The sequence below is a fragment of the Bradyrhizobium sp. NBAIM18 genome, assembly GCF_020193825.1.
Lineage (GTDB): Bacteria > Pseudomonadota > Alphaproteobacteria > Rhizobiales > Xanthobacteraceae > Bradyrhizobium > Bradyrhizobium yuanmingense.
Genome location: NZ_JADYVO010000002.1, coordinates 108,819 through 126,526, shown reverse-complemented (window position 1 = coordinate 126,526; position 17,708 = coordinate 108,819). Strand labels below are relative to the sequence as shown.

The following is a 17,708-nucleotide window of genomic DNA, read 5'->3' as shown; positions in this document are numbered from 1 at the left end:
TGCCATCATAGCAGGATCGCAATGCGGTTGCGATGGTTGGCGGGCGGGCCGCTCAGCCCGTGGCAGCGGTGCTGGTCTTGCCGACGCTTGCGGGCATGCGGCCGAACTTCAGCACGACCCGGGTTCCGGAATGGGTGGGATCGCGCTCGACCGTGGCGTCGAGCTTGGTGGCCATGGCCGCGACGATGCGCTGGCCCATGCCGGTGGAGCGGGGATCGGCCTTGGCGTTGTCGCCGACGCCGTCGTCGGTGATCGAGAGCAGGAGATCGTCGCCTTGCGAGATCAGCTCGACATGGATCGGGCCGGCGCCGTCGGGATAGGCGTATTTCACCGCGTTCATCACCAGCTCGTTGACGATGATGCCGACGGCGACCGCTCGGTCCGGGTCGATCTCGATCGGCTCGGCCTTCAGCGTCAGGCGCGACATGCGGTTGCCCTCGGCCGAGCGGCGCAGGTCCTCGAGCAGCGAGTCCAGATACTGATTGAGGACCACGCTCTTGAGGTCCTGCGAGGTGTAGAGGCGGCGGTGCACCTGCGCCACCGCGGCGACGCGGCCCATCGCGTTGGTCAGCGCCGCCTTGACCTCGTCCTGTGCGGCGGAGCTTGCCTGCAGGTGCAGCAGCGAGGCGATGATCTGGAGCGAGTTGCCGACGCGGTGGTTGACCTCGCGCAGCAGGAGCTCGCGTTCGGCGGCGAGCGCCGCGTAGCGGTCGCGCGAGGCGTGGATCTCGGCCTCGGCTTCCTCGCGAGCCCGTTGCAGCTCGGCCTGGCGTAGCGCGCCTTCGGCGGCGACGTGGAGGAGCGGGATGAAGTCGCCCTGGACGTCCTTGACCAGATAGTCGGCCGCTCCCGCCTTGAGCGCCGTCACCGCGATGCTGGAATCCTGCGAGGCGGTCACGAACACGACGGGCGGCGCGTCCGGGATCGCCATGATCTGCTCGAGCGTCTCGAGCCCGTCGAGGCCTGGCATGTACTGGTCGAGCGCGACGACGTCGATGCCGCCTACGGTGCTGTTCTGGGCGGCGGCGCGGCGGATGTGCTCGAGACCTTCCTCGCCGCTCGCGGCATGGACGACCCGGAAGCCGCGCCGCGTCAGGCCGCGATCGACCAGGCGCGCCAGCGCCCCGTCGTCGTCGATGTAGAGCAGTGTCGGCGTGCGCTGGTTCATGTGGCGGCGGGCGGGACCTGGATGACCGAGAAGAACAGACCGAGCTGCCGGATGGCGTTGGCGAAATTCTCGTAGTTGACGGGCTTGGTGATGTAGACGTTGCAGCCGAGCTCGTAGCAGCGCTTGATCTCCTGGGAATCGTCGGTGGTGGTCAGCACCACCACGGGCGAGGCCTTCAGGTACTTGTTCTCCTTGATCTGCTTCAGGATGTCGATCCCGGTCATGTCGGGGAGGTTGAGGTCGAGCAGGATCAGGAGCGCGTTGCCCTTCTGCACCAGCCCGGAGCCGTCGGCGCCGAACAGGTGCCGCATGGCGTCGGTCCCGGTGGTGAAGGAGACGATCTCGTTGTTGACGCCCGAGCGGCGGATATTGCGCTCGATCAGACGGGCATGGCCCTCGTCGTCCTCGACCATGATGATGGTGACAGGCTGGGTCATCGATCTCTGTTCCGGTTGCTCACGTTCCAGGCGATCGGCAGCGTGATCGTGAAGGTGCTGCCCGTGTTGAGTTCCGATGATACCGACATGGTGCCGCCGAGGCGACGCACAAGTGCACGCACATGGGCAAGACCAATGCCCTGGCCGGGCTTGTCCTGGGTTCCCGCGCGGCGGAACAGGTCGAATATCCGCTGGTGGTCCTTGGGATCGATGCCGCGGCCGTTGTCGCTGACCTCGAAGATAGCGTAGCCGAGCTTGGTCCGCCCGCGGATTCTGATCTCGCCGGACACGCCGGGCTTGAGATATTTGATGGCATTGTCGATCAGGTTGGAGAAGATCTGCTCGAGGGCGAGACGGTCGCTCACGAGGTCCGGCAGGGGCTCGACGTGAATCTCGGCCTGCGCCTCGGCGGCCTGGTGCGCCAGCGTCGTCACGATGGCCTCGATCAGCTCGCGCGTGTCGACCTTCACCGGCTGGAATTCGCGCCGGCCCTCGCGGGTGAGGTTGAGGATGGCCGAGATCAGCCGGTCCATCTTGGCGATCGACGATTTGATGAAGCCGAGCGCTTCGGAGAAATCCTCCTGGAGCTGCTTGTCGGCGCCCTCGAGCGCGATCTCGCCCGGCGCGGCGGGCGCGAGCGGCGCTCCTTCCGCAGGGGCGTGCGCGAGGCTGCCGATGCGGCGGAAGATGTCGCCGCCGAGCTCTTCGAGCTCGCTCGTGAAGCCCATGATGTTGACGAGCGGCGAGCGCAGATCGTGGCTGACGATATAGGCAAAGCGCTGGATCTCGTCGTTGGCTTCGCGCAGATCCGCCGTGCGCTCGTCGACGACGGCCTCAAGATTGAGGTTGGCATCGCGCAGGCGCGCTTCGGCCGCATCGCGTTCGCGTGTCGAACGCCGCACCAGCCAGATCGAGATCAGCGCCAGCACCACAACCAGGCCGGATCCGATACCGGTCATCGAGGCGGCCAGGGTCTGGCTGCGGTCGGAGTTGGCCGTGCGGAGGCGGAATAACCGTTCCTCCTCCTGAAGCATTCCCGTCGCGACTTCGGCAATCGCCGCCGTGGTATCGGCGGAGGCTAGCTCGCGCACCAACCCTGCGGCCTTCTCCGGCTGACCCTGACGGATGAAATCCATCTCCTGCGCGAATTGGCCGAGCCGCGTCTCGATCACCGAACTCAGCTTTTCGATGCTCTTGCGCTGTTGCGGATTGTCGCCGATCAGGCGTGTGAGCCTGTCGAGCGCTGGCACGATTGCAGCGATGGCCTTGTCGTGGTCTGCCTTGAAATCCGATCTTTGGGTCAGCAGGTAGCCGCGGGCGGTGCTTTCCGCACGCCGGATTTCCAACAGGAGGGCGTTGATCTGGTTTTCAGCCTCGATGGTGTGAACCACCCACTTGCTGTCCTCCCGCGCCTTGTTGACGAGGTAGACGGAACCGGCGCTGATCACGGTCAGCACCAAAAGGCCCGCCGCGAACAGCAGGATCTGCCAGAATGCGCGCCGTCGCTGGCCTTCAGCCGTCACGACGGTTCACCTGTCTGCAGGCAATGGAGTTCAAAACGCCCCCTTGGAACTGGCCCCAACCATCCAGAACGCGATTGGAGGCAAGGGGTTCCATGAGGACGTGATTATCGCGGCGCTGGTTCCACCTTGCCGGCCAGGTACTGCTCCAGCCAGTGGATGTGGTAGTCACCGTTGATGATGTCGGCTTCGCGCACTAGGGCGCGGAACAGCGGCAGCGTGGTCTCGATGCCCTCGACCACCATCTCGTCCAAGGCGCGGCGCAGCCGCATCAGGCATTCGGCGCGGGTCTTGCCGTGCACGATCAGCTTGCCAACGAGGGAGTCGTAGTAGGGCGGGATCGTGTAGCCCTGGTAGACGGCAGAATCGATCCGCACCCCGAGGCCGCCGGGCGGATGATATTGCAGGATCCGGCCGGGCGAGGGGCGGAAGGTCTGCGGATTCTCGGCGTTGATGCGGCACTCGATCGCATGGCCGATGACCTGGACCTCATCCTGCCTGGCCGGCAGGTCGCCGCCGGCGGCGATGCGGATCTGCTCCAGCACGAGGTCGATGTCGGTGATGCTCTCGGTGACGGGATGCTCCACCTGGATGCGGGTGTTCATCTCGATGAAGTAGAACTCGCCGTCCTCGAACAGGAATTCGATGGTGCCGACGCCGAGATATTTCATCTCGCGCATCGCTTTCGCGCAGGTCTCGCCGATCTTGGCGCGCGCGGCGGCAGCGAGCACGGGCGAGGGGCCTTCCTCCCAGACCTTCTGGTGGCGGCGCTGCAGCGAGCAGTCGCGCTCGCCGAGATGGATCGCGCCGCCGCGGCCGTCGCCGAGGATCTGGATCTCGATGTGGCGCGGCTTCTGCAGGTATTTTTCCAGATAGACGGAAGCATCGCCAAAGGCGGATTTGGCCTCGTTGGCCGCCGTCGACAGCGCCAGCTGCAGGTCGGCCTCGCTGTGCGCGACCTTCATGCCGCGGCCGCCGCCGCCCGCCGCCGCCTTCACCAGCACGGGAAAGCCGATTTTCCTGGCGATCGCCATCGCATCGTCATCGGGGCCGACGGCGCCGTCCGAGCCGGGCACCACGGGGATGCCGAGGCGCTTGGCGGTCTTCTTGGCCTCGATCTTGTCGCCCATCAGGCGGATGTGCTCGGCCTTGGGACCGATGAAGTGCAGATTGTGCTCGGCCAGGATTTCCGCAAAGCGCGCGTTCTCGGAGAGGAAGCCGTAACCGGGATGCACGGCATCGGCGCCGGTGATCTCGCAGGCCGCGAGCAGGGCGGGCACGTTGAGATAGCTGTCCTTGGACGCCGGCGGCCCGATGCAGACGCTCTCGTCCGACAGCCGCACATGCATGGCATCGGCATCGGCGGTGGAGTGCACGGCGACGGTGGCGATCCCGAGCTCCTTGCAGGCCCTGAGGATGCGAAGGGCGATCTCGCCGCGGTTGGCTATGAGGATCTTGTCGAACATGTTGTCCTGCAGCGAATGGCGAGTGGCGAATGGCGAGTAGGGAAGGCTGACGCCATTCGCTATTCGCTATTCCCCATTCGCGTCACTCAATGATCACCAGCGGCTCGCCGTACTCGACCGGCTGGCCATCCTCGACCAGGATCTGCGTCACCGTGCCGGCGCGCGGCGAGGGGATCTGGTTCATCGTCTTCATGGCTTCGATGATCAGTAGGGTCTGGCCGACCGAGACCTTGGTGCCGACGTCGATGAACGGCTTTGCGCCCGGCTCCGGCGCCCAATAGGCCGTGCCGACCATCGGCGAGGTCACGGCGCCGGGATGCTTCGACAGATCGGCCGCGGCAGGGGCTGTGGGGCTTGCTGCCAGCGGCAGGGCGGCCGGAGGAGCCGTCACCTGCATCGGCATGGTCGCGGCAACGCTGATGTTGCGGGCGACGCGCAGGCGCAGACCCGCCCGCTCGATCTCGATCTCGGTGAGGCTGGTCTCATCGAGCAGAAGTGCCAGCTCGCGGACGAGCGCGGAATCCTCGCTGGAAAACTTTGCGGCTGCTTTGTCGTCGGGCTGGCGCGCCATGTTGTTTGATCCGAATGTTCTGTTGGAAGGGAGCGTCAGGCGTTGGGCTTGATGCCGAGCTTGGCGGCAAGGCCCTGGATGGCGAGGCGGTAGCCCTCGATGCCGAAACCGCAGAGCGAGGCGAAAGCCGCGCGCGCGGTGTAGGAATGGTGACGAAAACTCTCACGGGCGTGGATGTTGGTCACGTGCACCTCGACCGTCGGAATCTGCACCGCGAGCAGCGCATCGTGCAGTGCGATCGAGGTGTGGGAATAGCCGCCGGCATTGATGATGATGCCCTTCATCTTGCGCGCATGCGCCTCGTGGATGAAATCGATCAACTCGCCTTCGCGGTTGGATTGCCGGCAGTCCGCCTTCAGGGCGAACGTCGCGGCCGTGTCCCGGCACAGCGCCTCGACGTCGGCCAGCGTCGCATGGCCATACTTGTCGGGCTCGCGGGTCCCCAGCATGTTGAGGTTCGGCCCGTTCAGGACGAGGATCGTGTCGGTTGCAGGTTCGGCCATTCCAATCCCGGAAGAGGTGTTTCGGCGTGGCGGGGGTTATAGGTAACAAAGCGCGTGAGGGGAAGCCTTGAAGGGCCTCAGCGGCGGGTTCAACCGCCTCATCCAGTGCGCAAAAACCTGTGCGGAAACCACGGAAATTTCTTGTTAACCAGTCCGAAGCATGGCTGCCGGGCGCATGCAAAGGGGCGGGCATCGCTGCCCGCCCCTGAGATTGCCCGTGTCCGCCTTAGACGTTCAGGACGGCCACGATCTCGTAGGTGTCCGGATCGATGATGACGATCTCTTCCCGGACCAGGACGTACTTGTAGCTCCGCCATTCCGGATAGATCGACACGACCCGCGACGGCAGGGCGTGAAGGGTGATGCCCTCCCGCGGGATGCGGGTGCCGACCGAGATCGAGAAGTTCACGTTGGTCACCGGGGCGACGCGCTGCTCGCGGATCACGGACGTGATCTGCGTGCGCTGCTCAGTCGAAAGCTTGGCAGCGGCGCCGGCCTGGCCGACCGTGGTCGAGCTCTGGCCCTGCGCGTTCTGGGTCGAGCTGGTGCCAGTCTGACCCTGCGCGTTCTGGTTGGTGCTGGTGCCGGTCTGGCCCTGAGCATTCTGGTTGGTGCTCGTGGTGCCGGTGCCCTGTCGGGTCTCGGTGGTCGAGGTGCCGCTCTTGCTGCCCTCCGCCTTCATGTCCTTCTGGTCCTTGGCACCGGACTTGCTGGTGTCCTGGCTCATGCTCTTGGACTTGTCCTGCTGGGACTTGTCCATCTGGCCCTGCGCGCGATCATCGGTGCGCTGGCCCTTGGTGGTACCAGACTTGTCCTCGGCCGCGTTCTTGTTCATCGCGCCGCCCGAGGAGCGCTCGTCCTTCATCGCGCCGGACTTGTCTTCGGACTTCATCGTCCCGGAGCCGCCGGCCTGGCCAACGGTCCCCTTGTCCTGGCTCATCGAGCCACCGCGCTCAGCCGCGCCGCCGGAAGGCTGCGAATGCTGCATCTGCGCGCCACCGGCGCCGCCGCCGCTATCGCGGCCCATGTTGCCTTGCGCGTTCGCGAGGCCAGTGCCCGCGACGAGCGCGACTGCGGCAACCGAAATCATAAAGCGGTTCAACATCGAAATTCTCCTCACGTGTTCATTCGCGTCATTGCCCGCGCCGACAACGAAAGGGGATTTGAGTTGTTCCGGAACTTCGACTGTTCCGCGGCATTTGTTTGTTGAACGCCAGATGAATGACTTTGCACGAAGGCGCCAACGTTCAGCGCAAGAAAAAAGGCCGGCATGTCTGCCGGCCTTTTCTGTTCTCGCTATCGCAAAACGTGTGATCAGCAAGTCGCCTTGCCGCAACGGGCAATGCCGATCTTCTCCTTGAGGCTTTCAACACCGACGGCGCCGATCACGATCTGCTTGCCGATCACGTAGCTCGGCGTACCGTTCATGCCCATCGCTTCGGCGAGCTTGAAATTCTCCTCGAGGGTGGCGCGCACCTCGGGGCTGGCGATGTCCTTCTCGATGCGAGCCGTGTCGAGACCGGCTTCCTTGGCGGCTTGCATCGCGCGGGCCTTGTCGGCGGCGCCGCGGCCGCTGAGCAGCTTCTGATGGAAGTCGAGATATTTCTTGCCGGAGGGATCCTGCATGCGCACGGCGACCCCGACCTGCGCCGCTTCCACCGAGCCCTGGCTCAGCACCGGAAATTCCTTCAGCACGACCTTCAGCTTCGGATCGCCCTTCATGATGGTCAGCATGTCGTCCATCGCGCGCTTGCAATAGCCGCAATTGTAGTCGAAGAACTCGACGAAGGTGACGTCGCCATCCCTGTTGCCGAGCACGACCTGGCGTGGCGAGTTGAAGATCGCCTCGGCGTTCTGCGCGATGCTGGCTTGGTGCTTCTGCGTTTCGGCCGCGGCCTGGCGCTTGCTGAGCTCGGCCATGGCCTCCTCGAGCACCTCGGGATGGCTGACGAGATAGTTCTTGATGATCTTCTCGATCTCGGTGCGCTGGCTGTCTGAGAAACTGTCGGCCGAGGCGGGCACGGCTGCGCCGAACATGGCGAGCGCGAACAGGGCAGGAGCGAGCAGGCGCAGCGAAGGCATAGTCAAATCCTCTTATCCAAAGCAGGTTTCGAGAAACGTCCTGGCGGATTCAAGCACGGTGTCGTGACGTCGTGGTCGGGCGTCGTTCGAGTTTGCGTCAGTTGCGCGGCGGCTTCGCCGCCACGATGTCGTCGGCCTTGACCCATCCGGGGGTGCCGACGGCGAAACGTGTTTTCGCGCGCGTGGCAAGCTCGCGGGCGGTTTTGTTGTCGCCGCGCAAATATGCGGCCTGGGCCGAGGCGAGATCTGCCTCCGCATAATCTCCCTTCCGGCCATAGGCCATCGCGAGCTGCGTATAACCGAGCGCCGCCTCGGGCTCCCGGGCCACCGCGGCGCGGAGAATCCGAACGGCATCGTCGGTGTAGGCCTTATTATCGGTTCCGACCAGAGCCTGCCCAAGTAACATCTCGATGAGGGGGGCGTTGTTCGAGAGGGCGACGGCCTTGCGCAAGGGCGCGATCGCTTCGGCCGCCTTGCCGCTTTCCAGGAGCGCCTGGCCGCGCACCTCGTAGAAATACGGGTTGTTCGGCTGCACCTGGATCAGCGCGTCGATCTGGGCGAGCGCGCTGCGCAGATCACCGTGCAGATAGGTGCTGATGGCGCGGGCATAGCGCGCCGGCAGACTGTCGTTGGTCTGGGGATAGCGGCGGTAAACCGTCTCCGGCCGCTCCATGAAGGCGGAAATCTTGGCGCGGACCATGTCATGCCGAAGCTGGAGCGCGGGATCGTCCTTCTTGTTCCAGTAGGGGCTGGAGCTTGCGAACTCCTGTAGTGCGGCGACGCGCTCGGCCGGCATCGGATGCGACTGCAGATAGGGATCGGCGCCGCGCGCGGCGAACAGGCTCTCGCTGGTGAAGCGCTTGAACGTCTCGTACATGCCCTTGGGCGATTGCTGGGTCGCAGCCAGGAATTTCACGCCGGCGCGGTCGGCATTCTCCTCCTGCTGGCGCTGGTAGGACAGCAGCGTGCGGCGGATCACCTCCTGCGGAGCGGCGATGGCGGCCGCGCCAGCATTGGCGAGCCCGTTGTTGCCTACGCTGCTGCGCTGCGTGCTGCCGGCCGCAATCGCGCCGGCGCCGAGCAGCATCGCGATGATCATCTGGGTCTGGGCGGCGGCGAGCTGCTCGCGCAGCTTGGACAGATGGCCGCCCGCCAGGTGTCCGGTCTCGTGCGCGAGCACGCCGATGATCTGGTTCGGCGTCTCCGATTGCAGGATCGCGCCCCAATTGACGAAGATGCGGCGGCCATCCGCGACGAAGGCGTTGAACGAGCCGTCGTTGATGATCACCATCTGGATGTTGTGCTTCTCCAGACCCGCAACGCGCAGGATCGGACGCGTGTATTCGCGCAGCAGCTGCTCGGTCTCGGTGTCGCGCAGGACCGGCGGCCCCTTGGCCTGCGCGCGCGCGGCCGAGAACGGCGTCAGCGCGATCGCCATGGCCGTGACGAGGGCGGTGAGGGCGGAGGCTTTCTTGCGCAATGCGATCTGGAGCGACATCAAGCGGTCTTGGTCAAAAGGGGCTCGGTCAAGTGGTCTTGGTCAAGCAGTTCAGTGATTGGTTTTGGCGATTGGCGGCGGACCGGATACGCGATATGCCCTTGTGAGCGGTGCCCTTATGAGCCGTACAATGCGGCCAGTCTGGGGCACAAGCGCCCCGTTTACGGACCGGACGGACCGGTTCGCCAGCCAATAGCAGAAATCGATGCACGACGCGACATTGAGGAACCGGTTGGGGCAGTGGCTCGAGCCCTCCCGCCGCAGCGATGTTCCCCCGTTCATGGTGATGGACGTCATGGCCGCGGCGGCCCAAATCGAGGCCGCCGGCGGTCATGTGATCCACATGGAGGTCGGCCAGCCCGCGGCCGGCGCGCCCAGGACCGCGATCGCGGCCGCCCATGCGGCGCTCGAGGCCGGACGAATCGACTATACGTCCGCGCTCGGCATCCCCAGTCTGCGCGCGCGCATCGCGCGCCATTATCGCGACGCCTATGGCTGCGATGTCAGCCCCGAGCGGATCGTGGTGACGACGGGCTCGTCGGGCGGCTTCATCTTGGCCTTTCTGTCGATGTTCGAACCTGGCGATCGTGTCGCCGTGACGGTGCCGGGCTATCCGCCGTATCGACACATCCTGACCGCGCTCGGCTGCGAGCCGGTGCTGATCGAGACCACGAACGAAACGCGTCACGCGCTGACCGGCGAGGCCCTGCTCGCAGCGCATCGCAAGGCGCCGCTGAAGGGTGTTCTGGTCGGCAGCCCCGCCAATCCGACGGGCACGATGATGTCCCGTGAAGCGCTCGCCGGCCTGATCGCGGCCGCGGAAGATGCCGGCATCCGCTTCATCTCCGATGAGATCTATCACGGGCTCGATTACGCGTTTCCGGCCGTGACGGCGGCTGCGCTGTCCGAGCACGCGCTCGTGATCAATTCGTTCTCGAAGTATTTTTGCATGACCGGTTGGCGCGTCGGATGGATGGTGGTGCCCGAGATCCTTGTGCGGCCGATCGAGCGGCTGCAGCAGAACCTCTCGATCTCGGTGCCGGCGCTGTCGCAGATCGCGGCGGAGGCCGCCTTCGACGGCGCGGCCGAGATGGAGGAGATCAAGCACGGCTACCAGGAAAACCGGCGCGTCCTGATCGATGGTTTGCCCAAGGCGGGACTGACGGAATTCCTGCCGGCCGACGGCGCCTTCTATCTCTATGCAGACGTCTCGGACTTCACCGCCGACAGTTTCGAATTCGCAAAGCAGATGCTGGAGCAGGCGCGCGTGGCGGCAACGCCCGGCCTTGATTTCGATCCCATCCATGGCCGCTCGTTCATTCGTTTCTCCTATGCGCGCTCGCCAGGGGAGATGCGTGAGGCAGTTGACCGGATTGCTGAGTGGCTTAAATAACTGCGCCAGTTTTCTTCAGCCTTCCGGAGTTCAGCTTGTCAGACCGTTCCGTCCCGTCCGCCGCTGCGCCACATTCCTCTCTCGCCGCTTTGATGTGGCCGACCCGGCCAGGCGAATCCGTCGGCGCGCTGCGTGCCGTCGTGCTGGTCGCGCTCGGCACGGCGTTGATGGCGCTGTCGGCCAAGGTGAATCTGCCGCTGCCTTACGTGCCCATGACGTTGCAGACGTTGGTGGTGCTGATGATCGGCGCCGCCTATGGCTGGCGCCTCGGCAGCGCGACCATGATCGCTTACCTCGCCGAGGGCGCGATCGGGCTTCCGGTGTTCGCCGGCCCCGTGGGTGGGATCGCGCCGCTGGTCGGCCCGACCGCGGGCTATCTGTTCGGTTTCGTTGTGGCCGCGTTCGCGACCGGTTGGCTCGCCGAGCGCGGCTGGGATCGCAGCGTCATGCTGCTGTTTGCGGCGATGGCTGTTGGGCACATCGTCATTCTCGCGACCGGATTCGGCTGGCTGGCATTCGGCCTTGGTCTCGGCGCCAGCAAGGCCTGGCAGGTCGGCATCGTGCCGTTCATCGCGGCCTCGCTGGTCAAGAATGCGCTCGGCGCGACGCTGATGCCGGCGGCGCGCCGGATTGTCGAGCGTCGCGGATAGGACGCGCTCGCTAAAATCGCTCGGGCCGGTACGGCGTGGGATCGACCGCGGGCGTTTCGCCGCTCATCATTTCCGCGAGCAGGCGCCCGGTCGCAGGTCCCAGCGTAAAACCCTGGTGGCCGTGGCCGAAATTCATCCACAGGCCGGGGTGGCGCGGGGCTGGGCCGAGCACCGGGAGCATATCGGGCGTGCAGGGCCTCGTCCCGAACCATGGATCCGGCTCGACCCGCTTGCCGAGGTCGATCAGCTCGCGCGCGGAGGCTTCGGCGCTGGCGAGCTGCACCGGGGTCGCGAGCGCGTCCGCGCCCGTCAATTCCGCGCCGGTGGTGATGCGGATGCCCTTGGCCATCGGCCCCATGGCGTAGCCACGGGCCTTGTCGACCAGCGGCAGGTCGAGCGAAGCGCCGCCGCTGTAATGCATGTGGTAGCCGCGCTTGCGCACCAGCGGGATGCGATAGCCGAATTTGCACAATAAATCAGGCGACCACGGCCCGAGCGTCACGACGGCGTGGGCAGCGTCGATGCGGCCCTGGTCAGTGTCCACCGACCAGCCGGTCGCGGTCTGTCGCAGCGACTGCGCATCACCGAGCACGATCCTGCCGCCGAGCCGTACGAACAGCTCGGCATAGGCCGTGACCAGCGCGCCGGGGTCGGACACGGTCCAGGTGTCGAGCCAGTGGATCGCTCCCGGGAGATCGTCGCGCAGGATCGGCTCGGCCCTGGCAAGCTCGCTGCCCGACAGCACGCGGTAGTTCACGCCGAATTCGCGCTGATCTTCCTCGGCAGCCTTGACCGAGAGATCCAACGAAGCGGCATCGCGAAACAGCGCTCGGTAGCCGGCGCGGCGGATGAGATTGTCGGCATGCGCCTCGCGGATCAGGGTGTCGTGCTCGGCCGTTGCGTAGGCGATCAGCCGTGCCCACGCCTCGATCGCCTCGCGATGTCGCTTCGGCGCCGAATGCCACCAATAGCGGAGCAGGGGCTCGATGTGGAGATGCAGCGAGGAGAGGCTGTAGCGCACGTCGTTGGTGCGGCCGGTCGCGATCTTCAAAAGCGAAGCGAGGTCGCGCGGCATTGGATAGGGGCGTACCGCTTCGGCCTGGATCATCCCCGCGTTGCCGTAGCTGGTCTCGCGGCCCGGCTCCCTGCGATCGATCAGCGTCACCCACCAGCCGCGCCGCTGTAGATGCAGCGCGGCGCCGACGCCCACCATGCCGCCGCCGAGAATGATCGCGCTTTGCATCGCAACTGACCTCATCAAATCAAAACCGCCCGGTTGGGCCGGGCGGTTTCAATTCCATTTGTCCCTTTACTCGCCGCCGCCGAAACGGCGTGACCACCAGCCGGCACGACGTGGGGCGGCCGGGGTTTCGCTTGCCGCCTCCGGCGCGGGCTCAGGTGCCGGCGTGGGTGCAGCAACCGGCTCGGTCGCCTCCGCCGCCGGCGTTGCGGGCTCCGCCTGGCTGTTCGCCAGGAAGCTTACCTTTTCGCGCACGGTGGAGCGGCGCCGCGCGGCCCTGTCGCCGGCTGACTCTTCGTCCGGCGTTGCGGTCGTCGCGGCGGGAGCGGGCTCCGGCTGGGCCGGCGCCTCGGTCCGGATCTCGGCGTGCGGCTCAGGCTCCGCAACCCGCGGCTCGCCGGTCGGCTCGGCCTGCGCGATCGAGGGCGAAGCCTGGCTGCCGAGGCCGTCGAAATCGGCCACTGCATAGGCAGCTTCCGGCGGCGGGTTGGTGCCGAGCTCGTCGCTGATGGAGCCGGCAAGACCTTCCTCGCCGCCACCGCGCCGGCGGCGACCGCCGCGGCGACCACGCCGGCGCCGGCGATCACCGCTGCCCTGCTGTTCGCCACGGGCGGCCTGTTCCTCGCCTTCCTCACCGTCCTGCTCGGACTCGGTCTCCTCCTCGCTTTCGCCGGCGATCATCGCGGGCTCAGGTACGGTCGGCGCCGTATCCTCGCGCAACTCTCCTTCGCGCTGGCCCCCGCGGCCGCGCCGGCGTCGACGGCGCTTGCGGCGCTGGCCGTCCTGCTCCGAGGCTGCCTCGCCGCCAGCCTGCTCGTCGGCAAGGCCTTCGGTCTCGTCGGTTTCGATCTCGGATTCCGTCTCCAGGTCGAAGACGTCCTCGTCGTCATAGGCCTCTTCAGCCGGTGGCGGCGGGCTCGCAGCGGCTTGCGCAACGAGCAGCGCCTTGGCGGCTTCGAGCGTATGCACCTGCTCGCCGCGGTCGATCACATAGGCCTGCGGGCCGCTGACGCCGGGATCGGCGATCACCGACAGCGTGACCTTGAAGCCGTTCTCGAGATCGCGCAGATGGCCGCGCTTGTGGTTCAGCACATAGAGCGCGACGTCGGTGCGGGTGCGGACCACGAGATTGTGGGTGGCGCCCTTCATCAGGATCTCTTCGAGGCCGCGCAGGAGCTGCAGCGCCACCGAGGACACCGAGCGAACGTGGCCGGTGCCGCCGCAATGCGGGCACGGATCGGTCGAAGATTCCAGCACGCTGGCGCGGATGCGCTGGCGCGACATCTCGAGCAGGCCGAAATGCGAGATGCGGCCGACCTGGATGCGCGCGCGATCCTGCCTGAGGCAATCGGACAGCTTGCGCTCGACCGCGCGGTTGTTGCGCTTCTCGTCCATGTCGATGAAATCGATGACGATCAGGCCGGCGAGGTCGCGTAGGCGCAGCTGGCGGGCGACCTCTTCAGCCGCTTCCATGTTGGTCTTGAGTGCGGTGTCCTCGATATGGTGCTCGCGCGTCGATCGTCCCGAGTTGACGTCGATCGAGACCAGCGCCTCGGTCTGGTTGATGACGATGTAGCCGCCGGAGCGCAGCTGCACGGTCGGCGAGAACATCGCATCGAGCTGGCTCTCGACGCCCATGCGCGAGAACAGCGGCTGGCCGTCGCGATATTGCTTCACCGCGCCGACATTGGCGGGCATCAGCATCTTCATGAAGTCGCGGGCCTCGCGGTGGCCGGCTTCGCCGGCGACCAGGATCTCGTCGATCTCCTTGTTGTAGAGGTCGCGCAGCGAGCGCTTGATCAGCGAGCCTTCCTCGTAGACGAGGGTCGGGGCCTGCGATTTCAGCGTGAGGTCGCGCACCGTCTCCCACATCCGGATCAGATATTCGAAGTCGCGCTTGATCTCGGGCTTGGTCCGGGCGGCGCCCGCGGTGCGCAGGATGATGCCCATGCCCTCGGGCACGTCGAGGTCCTGCACCACTTCCTTCAGGCGCGAGCGGTCCTGCGCGCTGGTGATCTTGCGGCTGATGCCGCCGCCGCGTGCGGTGTTCGGCATCAGGACGGCGTAGCGGCCGGCGAGCGAGAGGTAGGTCGTCAGCGCCGCGCCCTTGTTGCCGCGCTCTTCCTTGACGACCTGAACCAGCATCACCTGGCGGCGCTTGATGACTTCCTGGATCTTGTACTGGCGGCGCGGCCGGAAGGTGCGCTCCGGCACTTCCTCCAGCACGTCGTCGCCGCCGACGGATTCGACGACTTCCTCTTCGGCATCCTCGCCGTCCTCGTCCTCGTCATCCTCTTCGGCTGCTTCCCCGGCGTCCGCATGCGGGGCTTCAGTGCTTTCGCCGGCGGCGTAGATGGCCTCGGCCGGCTCGGCGGCCGATGTCACGGCCTCCGCCAGAGGCTCCGCCAGCGCTTCCGCGGCATGAGCTTCGGGAGCGGGAACGTCGAAGGTTGGCGCCGGCTGCGGCTCGGCAGCGGTTTCGACCGCGGGCTCGGCGCCGACCGCCGCGACAGGCGCGGGCGTCTCGTCGGCGTGATCATGTTCGTGATGATCGCGCTCGTCCTCGCGGCCGCGGGCATCGTCGTGAGCGTGATCGTGCTCGTCATCGCGGGCATGACGATGTTCGTCATGATCATGATCGCCATGATCGTGATCATGGCCCTCGTGCTCGCCGTGATGCTCCGCATCGGCGTGCAGATGCTCGCCCTCGGCATGCTCGGGCAGCGCGGCGCCTTCGACCGGCTGGGCGGCGGGATCGGCGCCGGCTTCGAGACCTTCGACGATGTCGCTGCGCACGCGCTCGCCATGACCGCGGCGGCGGGCGTTGCGGTGCCGCGAGCGGCGACGGCCGTGCGAGCGGTTCTCGCTTTCTTCCTCGGCCTCGCGATGGGCCTGTTCCTCGGCCTCGATCAGCGCCTGCCGGTCGGCGACCGGGATCTGGTAATAGTCGGGATGGATTTCGCTGAAGGCGAGAAAGCCGTGGCGATTGCCGCCATATTCGACGAAAGCGGCCTGGAGCGAGGGTTCGACCCTTGTGACCTTGGCGAGGTAGATATTCCCGCGCAGTTGCTTGCGTTGCGCGGTCTCGAAATCAAACTCTTCGACGCGATTGCCGCGGACCACGACGACCCGGGTCTCCTCCGGGTGGGTGGCATCGATCAACATCTTGTTGGGCATGTCTTAACTCTTGGCGGCGGCGGACGCGATAAGCCGTGGGCGCGTATCGCGCCGGCGGGTGACGCGACGGTCCACCTGATTCGGGGGTGAGGGGAAGGCCGAAACGCCGTCTCTCGCGCCTTGCCGAACCGGAAGCTTCAGGACCATTGCGACGCATGGGATTGTCACTCCGCAGCGTCGCGAATGCTCCTTCAGATTTCGTCGGCACAGTCTGGCGCATCAAGCGTCGGCCCGTATGAAACACTGGGCGGCGAGGCCGCCCTTCAATCAGTTGCTGCTGGCCAGGCACGGCGCGAGCGCGCTCGCCTTGGGGATCACGAACCGCCCCCTTGGGATCAAGGGACCGGGTAATGGGTTACGCCGCTGTCAGAACCGTCCCGGCAACATGAGTGGTAGCCCGAGACCGTCCGCCTCCGGGGCTTGACCCGCTCCACCTCGCTGCCGCGCACCGCGCTGGTCATAGAGGGAAGCGGAAAACGCTGGAATTCTCAAACCTTGAGAGTTCCGGCGCTGCACCGGGAGGCTGAATGCGACACAACCGGAAATATCGGCCGTCAGCATTCCGTACATACGAGGAATGAGCCATCCGTGCAAGGGAGCGTCGCACGGCGGTCACAGTCGGCGAGTTTCGCGCTTCCGTCATTAAGGATCGATTAACCCTGTGGTTCTATTGCGTTAAGAGAGCTGCTCGGAGGCACGGAATCGGTGGCGAGCCGCACAAATCGACGGATTTTGCTGGGGGGCGTGTTGCTGTGCACTGCGGCATTGCCCTGTGCTGATTCCGCGCGCCTGATCGCTGCGGAAAGCCGGCTGCAACCTGCTGCCGTTGCGGCGAATTTTCCGGTTGCCTCGGCCGCCCGCCTGGCCGGCGACGGCAAGCAGACCCGCTTCATCCTCGACCTCGACCAGACCATCACCTTCCGCGCCGTCACGCTGGGCGACCCCTATCGCGTCGTAGTGGACGTGCCGCAGGTCAATTTTCAGCTGCCCGCCGGGACCGGAAGTGGGGGGCGGGGGCTGGTCAAGGCCTTCCGCTACGGGCTCGTCATGCCCGGCGGCTCTCGAATCGTGTTCGACCTGACCGGACCGGCGAAGATCGCCAAATCCTACGTGCTGGAGGCGGCCAACGGCCAACCGGCCCGGCTGGTGCTCGAGCTGGAGGAGGTCGACCGCACCGCCTTCGTGTCGTCACGTGCCCCCGAAAACCGTCCCGAGCTGCGGCCCGCGATCGCTGAAGCGCCGCCTGCCACGGTTCCCAGTGCCGCGGCCCCGGATGGCGCGCAGCAGAAGGCTGATACTCGCCCGGTGGTGGTGATCGATCCCGGCCACGGCGGCATCGACAACGGGACGCAGTCGAGCGGCGAGAGCGAGAAAAACCTGGTGCTGGCCTTTGGCCTGGCGCTCCGCGATAAGCTGGAAAAAGCCGGCAAGTACCGCGTGGTCATGACGCGGGACGACGATACCTTCGTTCCGCTCAATGACCGCACCAAGATCGCCCGCAATCTCAAGGCGGCCTTGTTCGTCTCGATCCACGCCGATGCGCTGCCACGGGCGGAAGGGGATGCGCAGGGCGCGACCATCTATACGCTGTCCGACAAGGCGTCCGACGCCGAGGCCCAGCGGCTGGCGGATGCGGAGAACCGCGCCGATGCGATCGCCGGCTTCAACCTCGCGGAGGAGCCGACCGACGTCGCCGACATCCTGATCGACCTCACACAGCGCGAAACCCGCACCTTTTCAAACCGTTTCGCCCGCCATTTGATGAGCGAAATGAAGCAGACGGTGCGGATGCACAAGCATCCCCTGAAATCCGCCGGCTTCCGGGTTCTGAAGGCGCCCGACGTGCCATCGGTGCTGGTCGAGATCGGCTACGTCTCCAACAAGGGCGATCTCGAGCAGCTGGTCTCCGAGGGCTGGCGCTCCCGCGCCGTGGGCTCGATGGCCCAGGCGATCGACGGATTTTTGACCAAGCGGATGGCCACGGCGGGGACGTCGAACTGAGC

General features: G+C 66.0%; 14 protein-coding genes. 3 read left to right on the top strand and 11 right to left on the bottom strand.

The window, feature by feature from the left end:
* Positions 1–52: 52 nt before the first annotated feature.
* From I6F17_RS04530 to I6F17_RS04490, 9 genes are all read right to left on the bottom strand, one after another.
* On the bottom strand, positions 53–1,168 hold the full coding sequence (locus I6F17_RS04530) for a histidine kinase dimerization/phosphoacceptor domain -containing protein (protein ID WP_036022880.1): 1,116 nt from the start codon (positions 1,166–1,168) through the stop codon (positions 53–55).
* The gene (locus I6F17_RS04525; protein ID WP_036000093.1) at positions 1,165–1,605 is read right to left on the bottom strand and encodes a response regulator; all 441 of its coding nucleotides are present in this window, start codon (positions 1,603–1,605) and stop codon (positions 1,165–1,167) included. The genes I6F17_RS04530 and I6F17_RS04525 overlap by 4 nt, the downstream gene beginning before the upstream one ends.
* Positions 1,602–3,128 (bottom strand): ATP-binding protein, encoded by a 1,527-nt coding sequence (locus I6F17_RS04520; RefSeq protein WP_225130929.1) that lies wholly within the window; start codon positions 3,126–3,128, stop codon positions 1,602–1,604. The genes I6F17_RS04525 and I6F17_RS04520 overlap by 4 nt, the downstream gene beginning before the upstream one ends.
* 104 nt (positions 3,129–3,232) lie before the next feature.
* Positions 3,233–4,591, bottom strand: a complete 1,359-nt coding sequence (gene accC, locus I6F17_RS04515; protein WP_057029059.1) for an acetyl-CoA carboxylase biotin carboxylase subunit — start codon at positions 4,589–4,591, stop codon at positions 3,233–3,235.
* A gap of 82 nt (positions 4,592–4,673) precedes the next feature.
* On the bottom strand, positions 4,674–5,162 hold the full coding sequence (gene accB, locus I6F17_RS04510; RefSeq protein WP_036033645.1) for an acetyl-CoA carboxylase biotin carboxyl carrier protein: 489 nt from the start codon (positions 5,160–5,162) through the stop codon (positions 4,674–4,676).
* Between the two features lie 35 nt (positions 5,163–5,197).
* Positions 5,198–5,665, bottom strand: a complete 468-nt coding sequence (aroQ, locus tag I6F17_RS04505) for a type II 3-dehydroquinate dehydratase (RefSeq protein ID WP_036033642.1) — start codon at positions 5,663–5,665, stop codon at positions 5,198–5,200.
* A gap of 226 nt (positions 5,666–5,891) precedes the next feature.
* Positions 5,892–6,770, bottom strand: coding sequence for a DUF1236 domain-containing protein (locus I6F17_RS04500; protein ID WP_036033639.1), 879 nt, complete (start codon positions 6,768–6,770; stop codon positions 5,892–5,894).
* 209 nt (positions 6,771–6,979) lie between these two features.
* Positions 6,980–7,747: a DsbA family protein gene (locus tag I6F17_RS04495; protein WP_036022886.1), complete on the bottom strand. Its 768-nt coding sequence runs from the start codon at positions 7,745–7,747 to the stop codon at positions 6,980–6,982.
* 97 nt (positions 7,748–7,844) lie between these two features.
* The gene (locus tag I6F17_RS04490) at positions 7,845–9,245 is read right to left on the bottom strand and encodes a M48 family metalloprotease (protein ID WP_036033651.1); all 1,401 of its coding nucleotides are present in this window, start codon (positions 9,243–9,245) and stop codon (positions 7,845–7,847) included.
* 205 nt (positions 9,246–9,450) lie between these two features.
* Between I6F17_RS04490 and I6F17_RS04485 the strand changes: the two genes are divergently transcribed.
* Both I6F17_RS04485 and I6F17_RS04480 read left to right on the top strand, forming a co-directional pair.
* Positions 9,451–10,638: an aminotransferase class I/II-fold pyridoxal phosphate-dependent enzyme gene (locus I6F17_RS04485; RefSeq protein WP_225130930.1), complete on the top strand. Its 1,188-nt coding sequence runs from the start codon at positions 9,451–9,453 to the stop codon at positions 10,636–10,638.
* A gap of 92 nt (positions 10,639–10,730) precedes the next feature.
* Positions 10,731–11,288 carry a biotin transporter BioY gene (locus I6F17_RS04480; RefSeq protein WP_225130965.1) on the top strand — a complete coding sequence of 186 codons (558 nt, stop codon included), beginning with the start codon at positions 10,731–10,733 and terminating at the stop codon, positions 11,286–11,288.
* Positions 11,289–11,298: 10 nt separating this feature from the next.
* Here I6F17_RS04480 and I6F17_RS04475 read toward each other — a convergent pair whose 3' ends face one another.
* Both I6F17_RS04475 and I6F17_RS04470 read right to left on the bottom strand, forming a co-directional pair.
* The gene (locus tag I6F17_RS04475; RefSeq protein ID WP_225130932.1) at positions 11,299–12,531 is read right to left on the bottom strand and encodes an FAD-dependent oxidoreductase; all 1,233 of its coding nucleotides are present in this window, start codon (positions 12,529–12,531) and stop codon (positions 11,299–11,301) included.
* Between the two features lie 66 nt (positions 12,532–12,597).
* Positions 12,598–15,705 carry a ribonuclease E/G gene (locus I6F17_RS04470; protein WP_225130933.1) on the bottom strand — a complete coding sequence of 1,036 codons (3,108 nt, stop codon included), beginning with the start codon at positions 15,703–15,705 and terminating at the stop codon, positions 12,598–12,600.
* A gap of 705 nt (positions 15,706–16,410) precedes the next feature.
* Between I6F17_RS04470 and I6F17_RS04465 the strand changes: the two genes are divergently transcribed.
* Positions 16,411–17,706, top strand: a complete 1,296-nt coding sequence (locus I6F17_RS04465; RefSeq protein ID WP_225130934.1) for an N-acetylmuramoyl-L-alanine amidase — start codon at positions 16,411–16,413, stop codon at positions 17,704–17,706.
* The last annotated feature ends 2 nt before the right edge of the window (positions 17,707–17,708 follow it).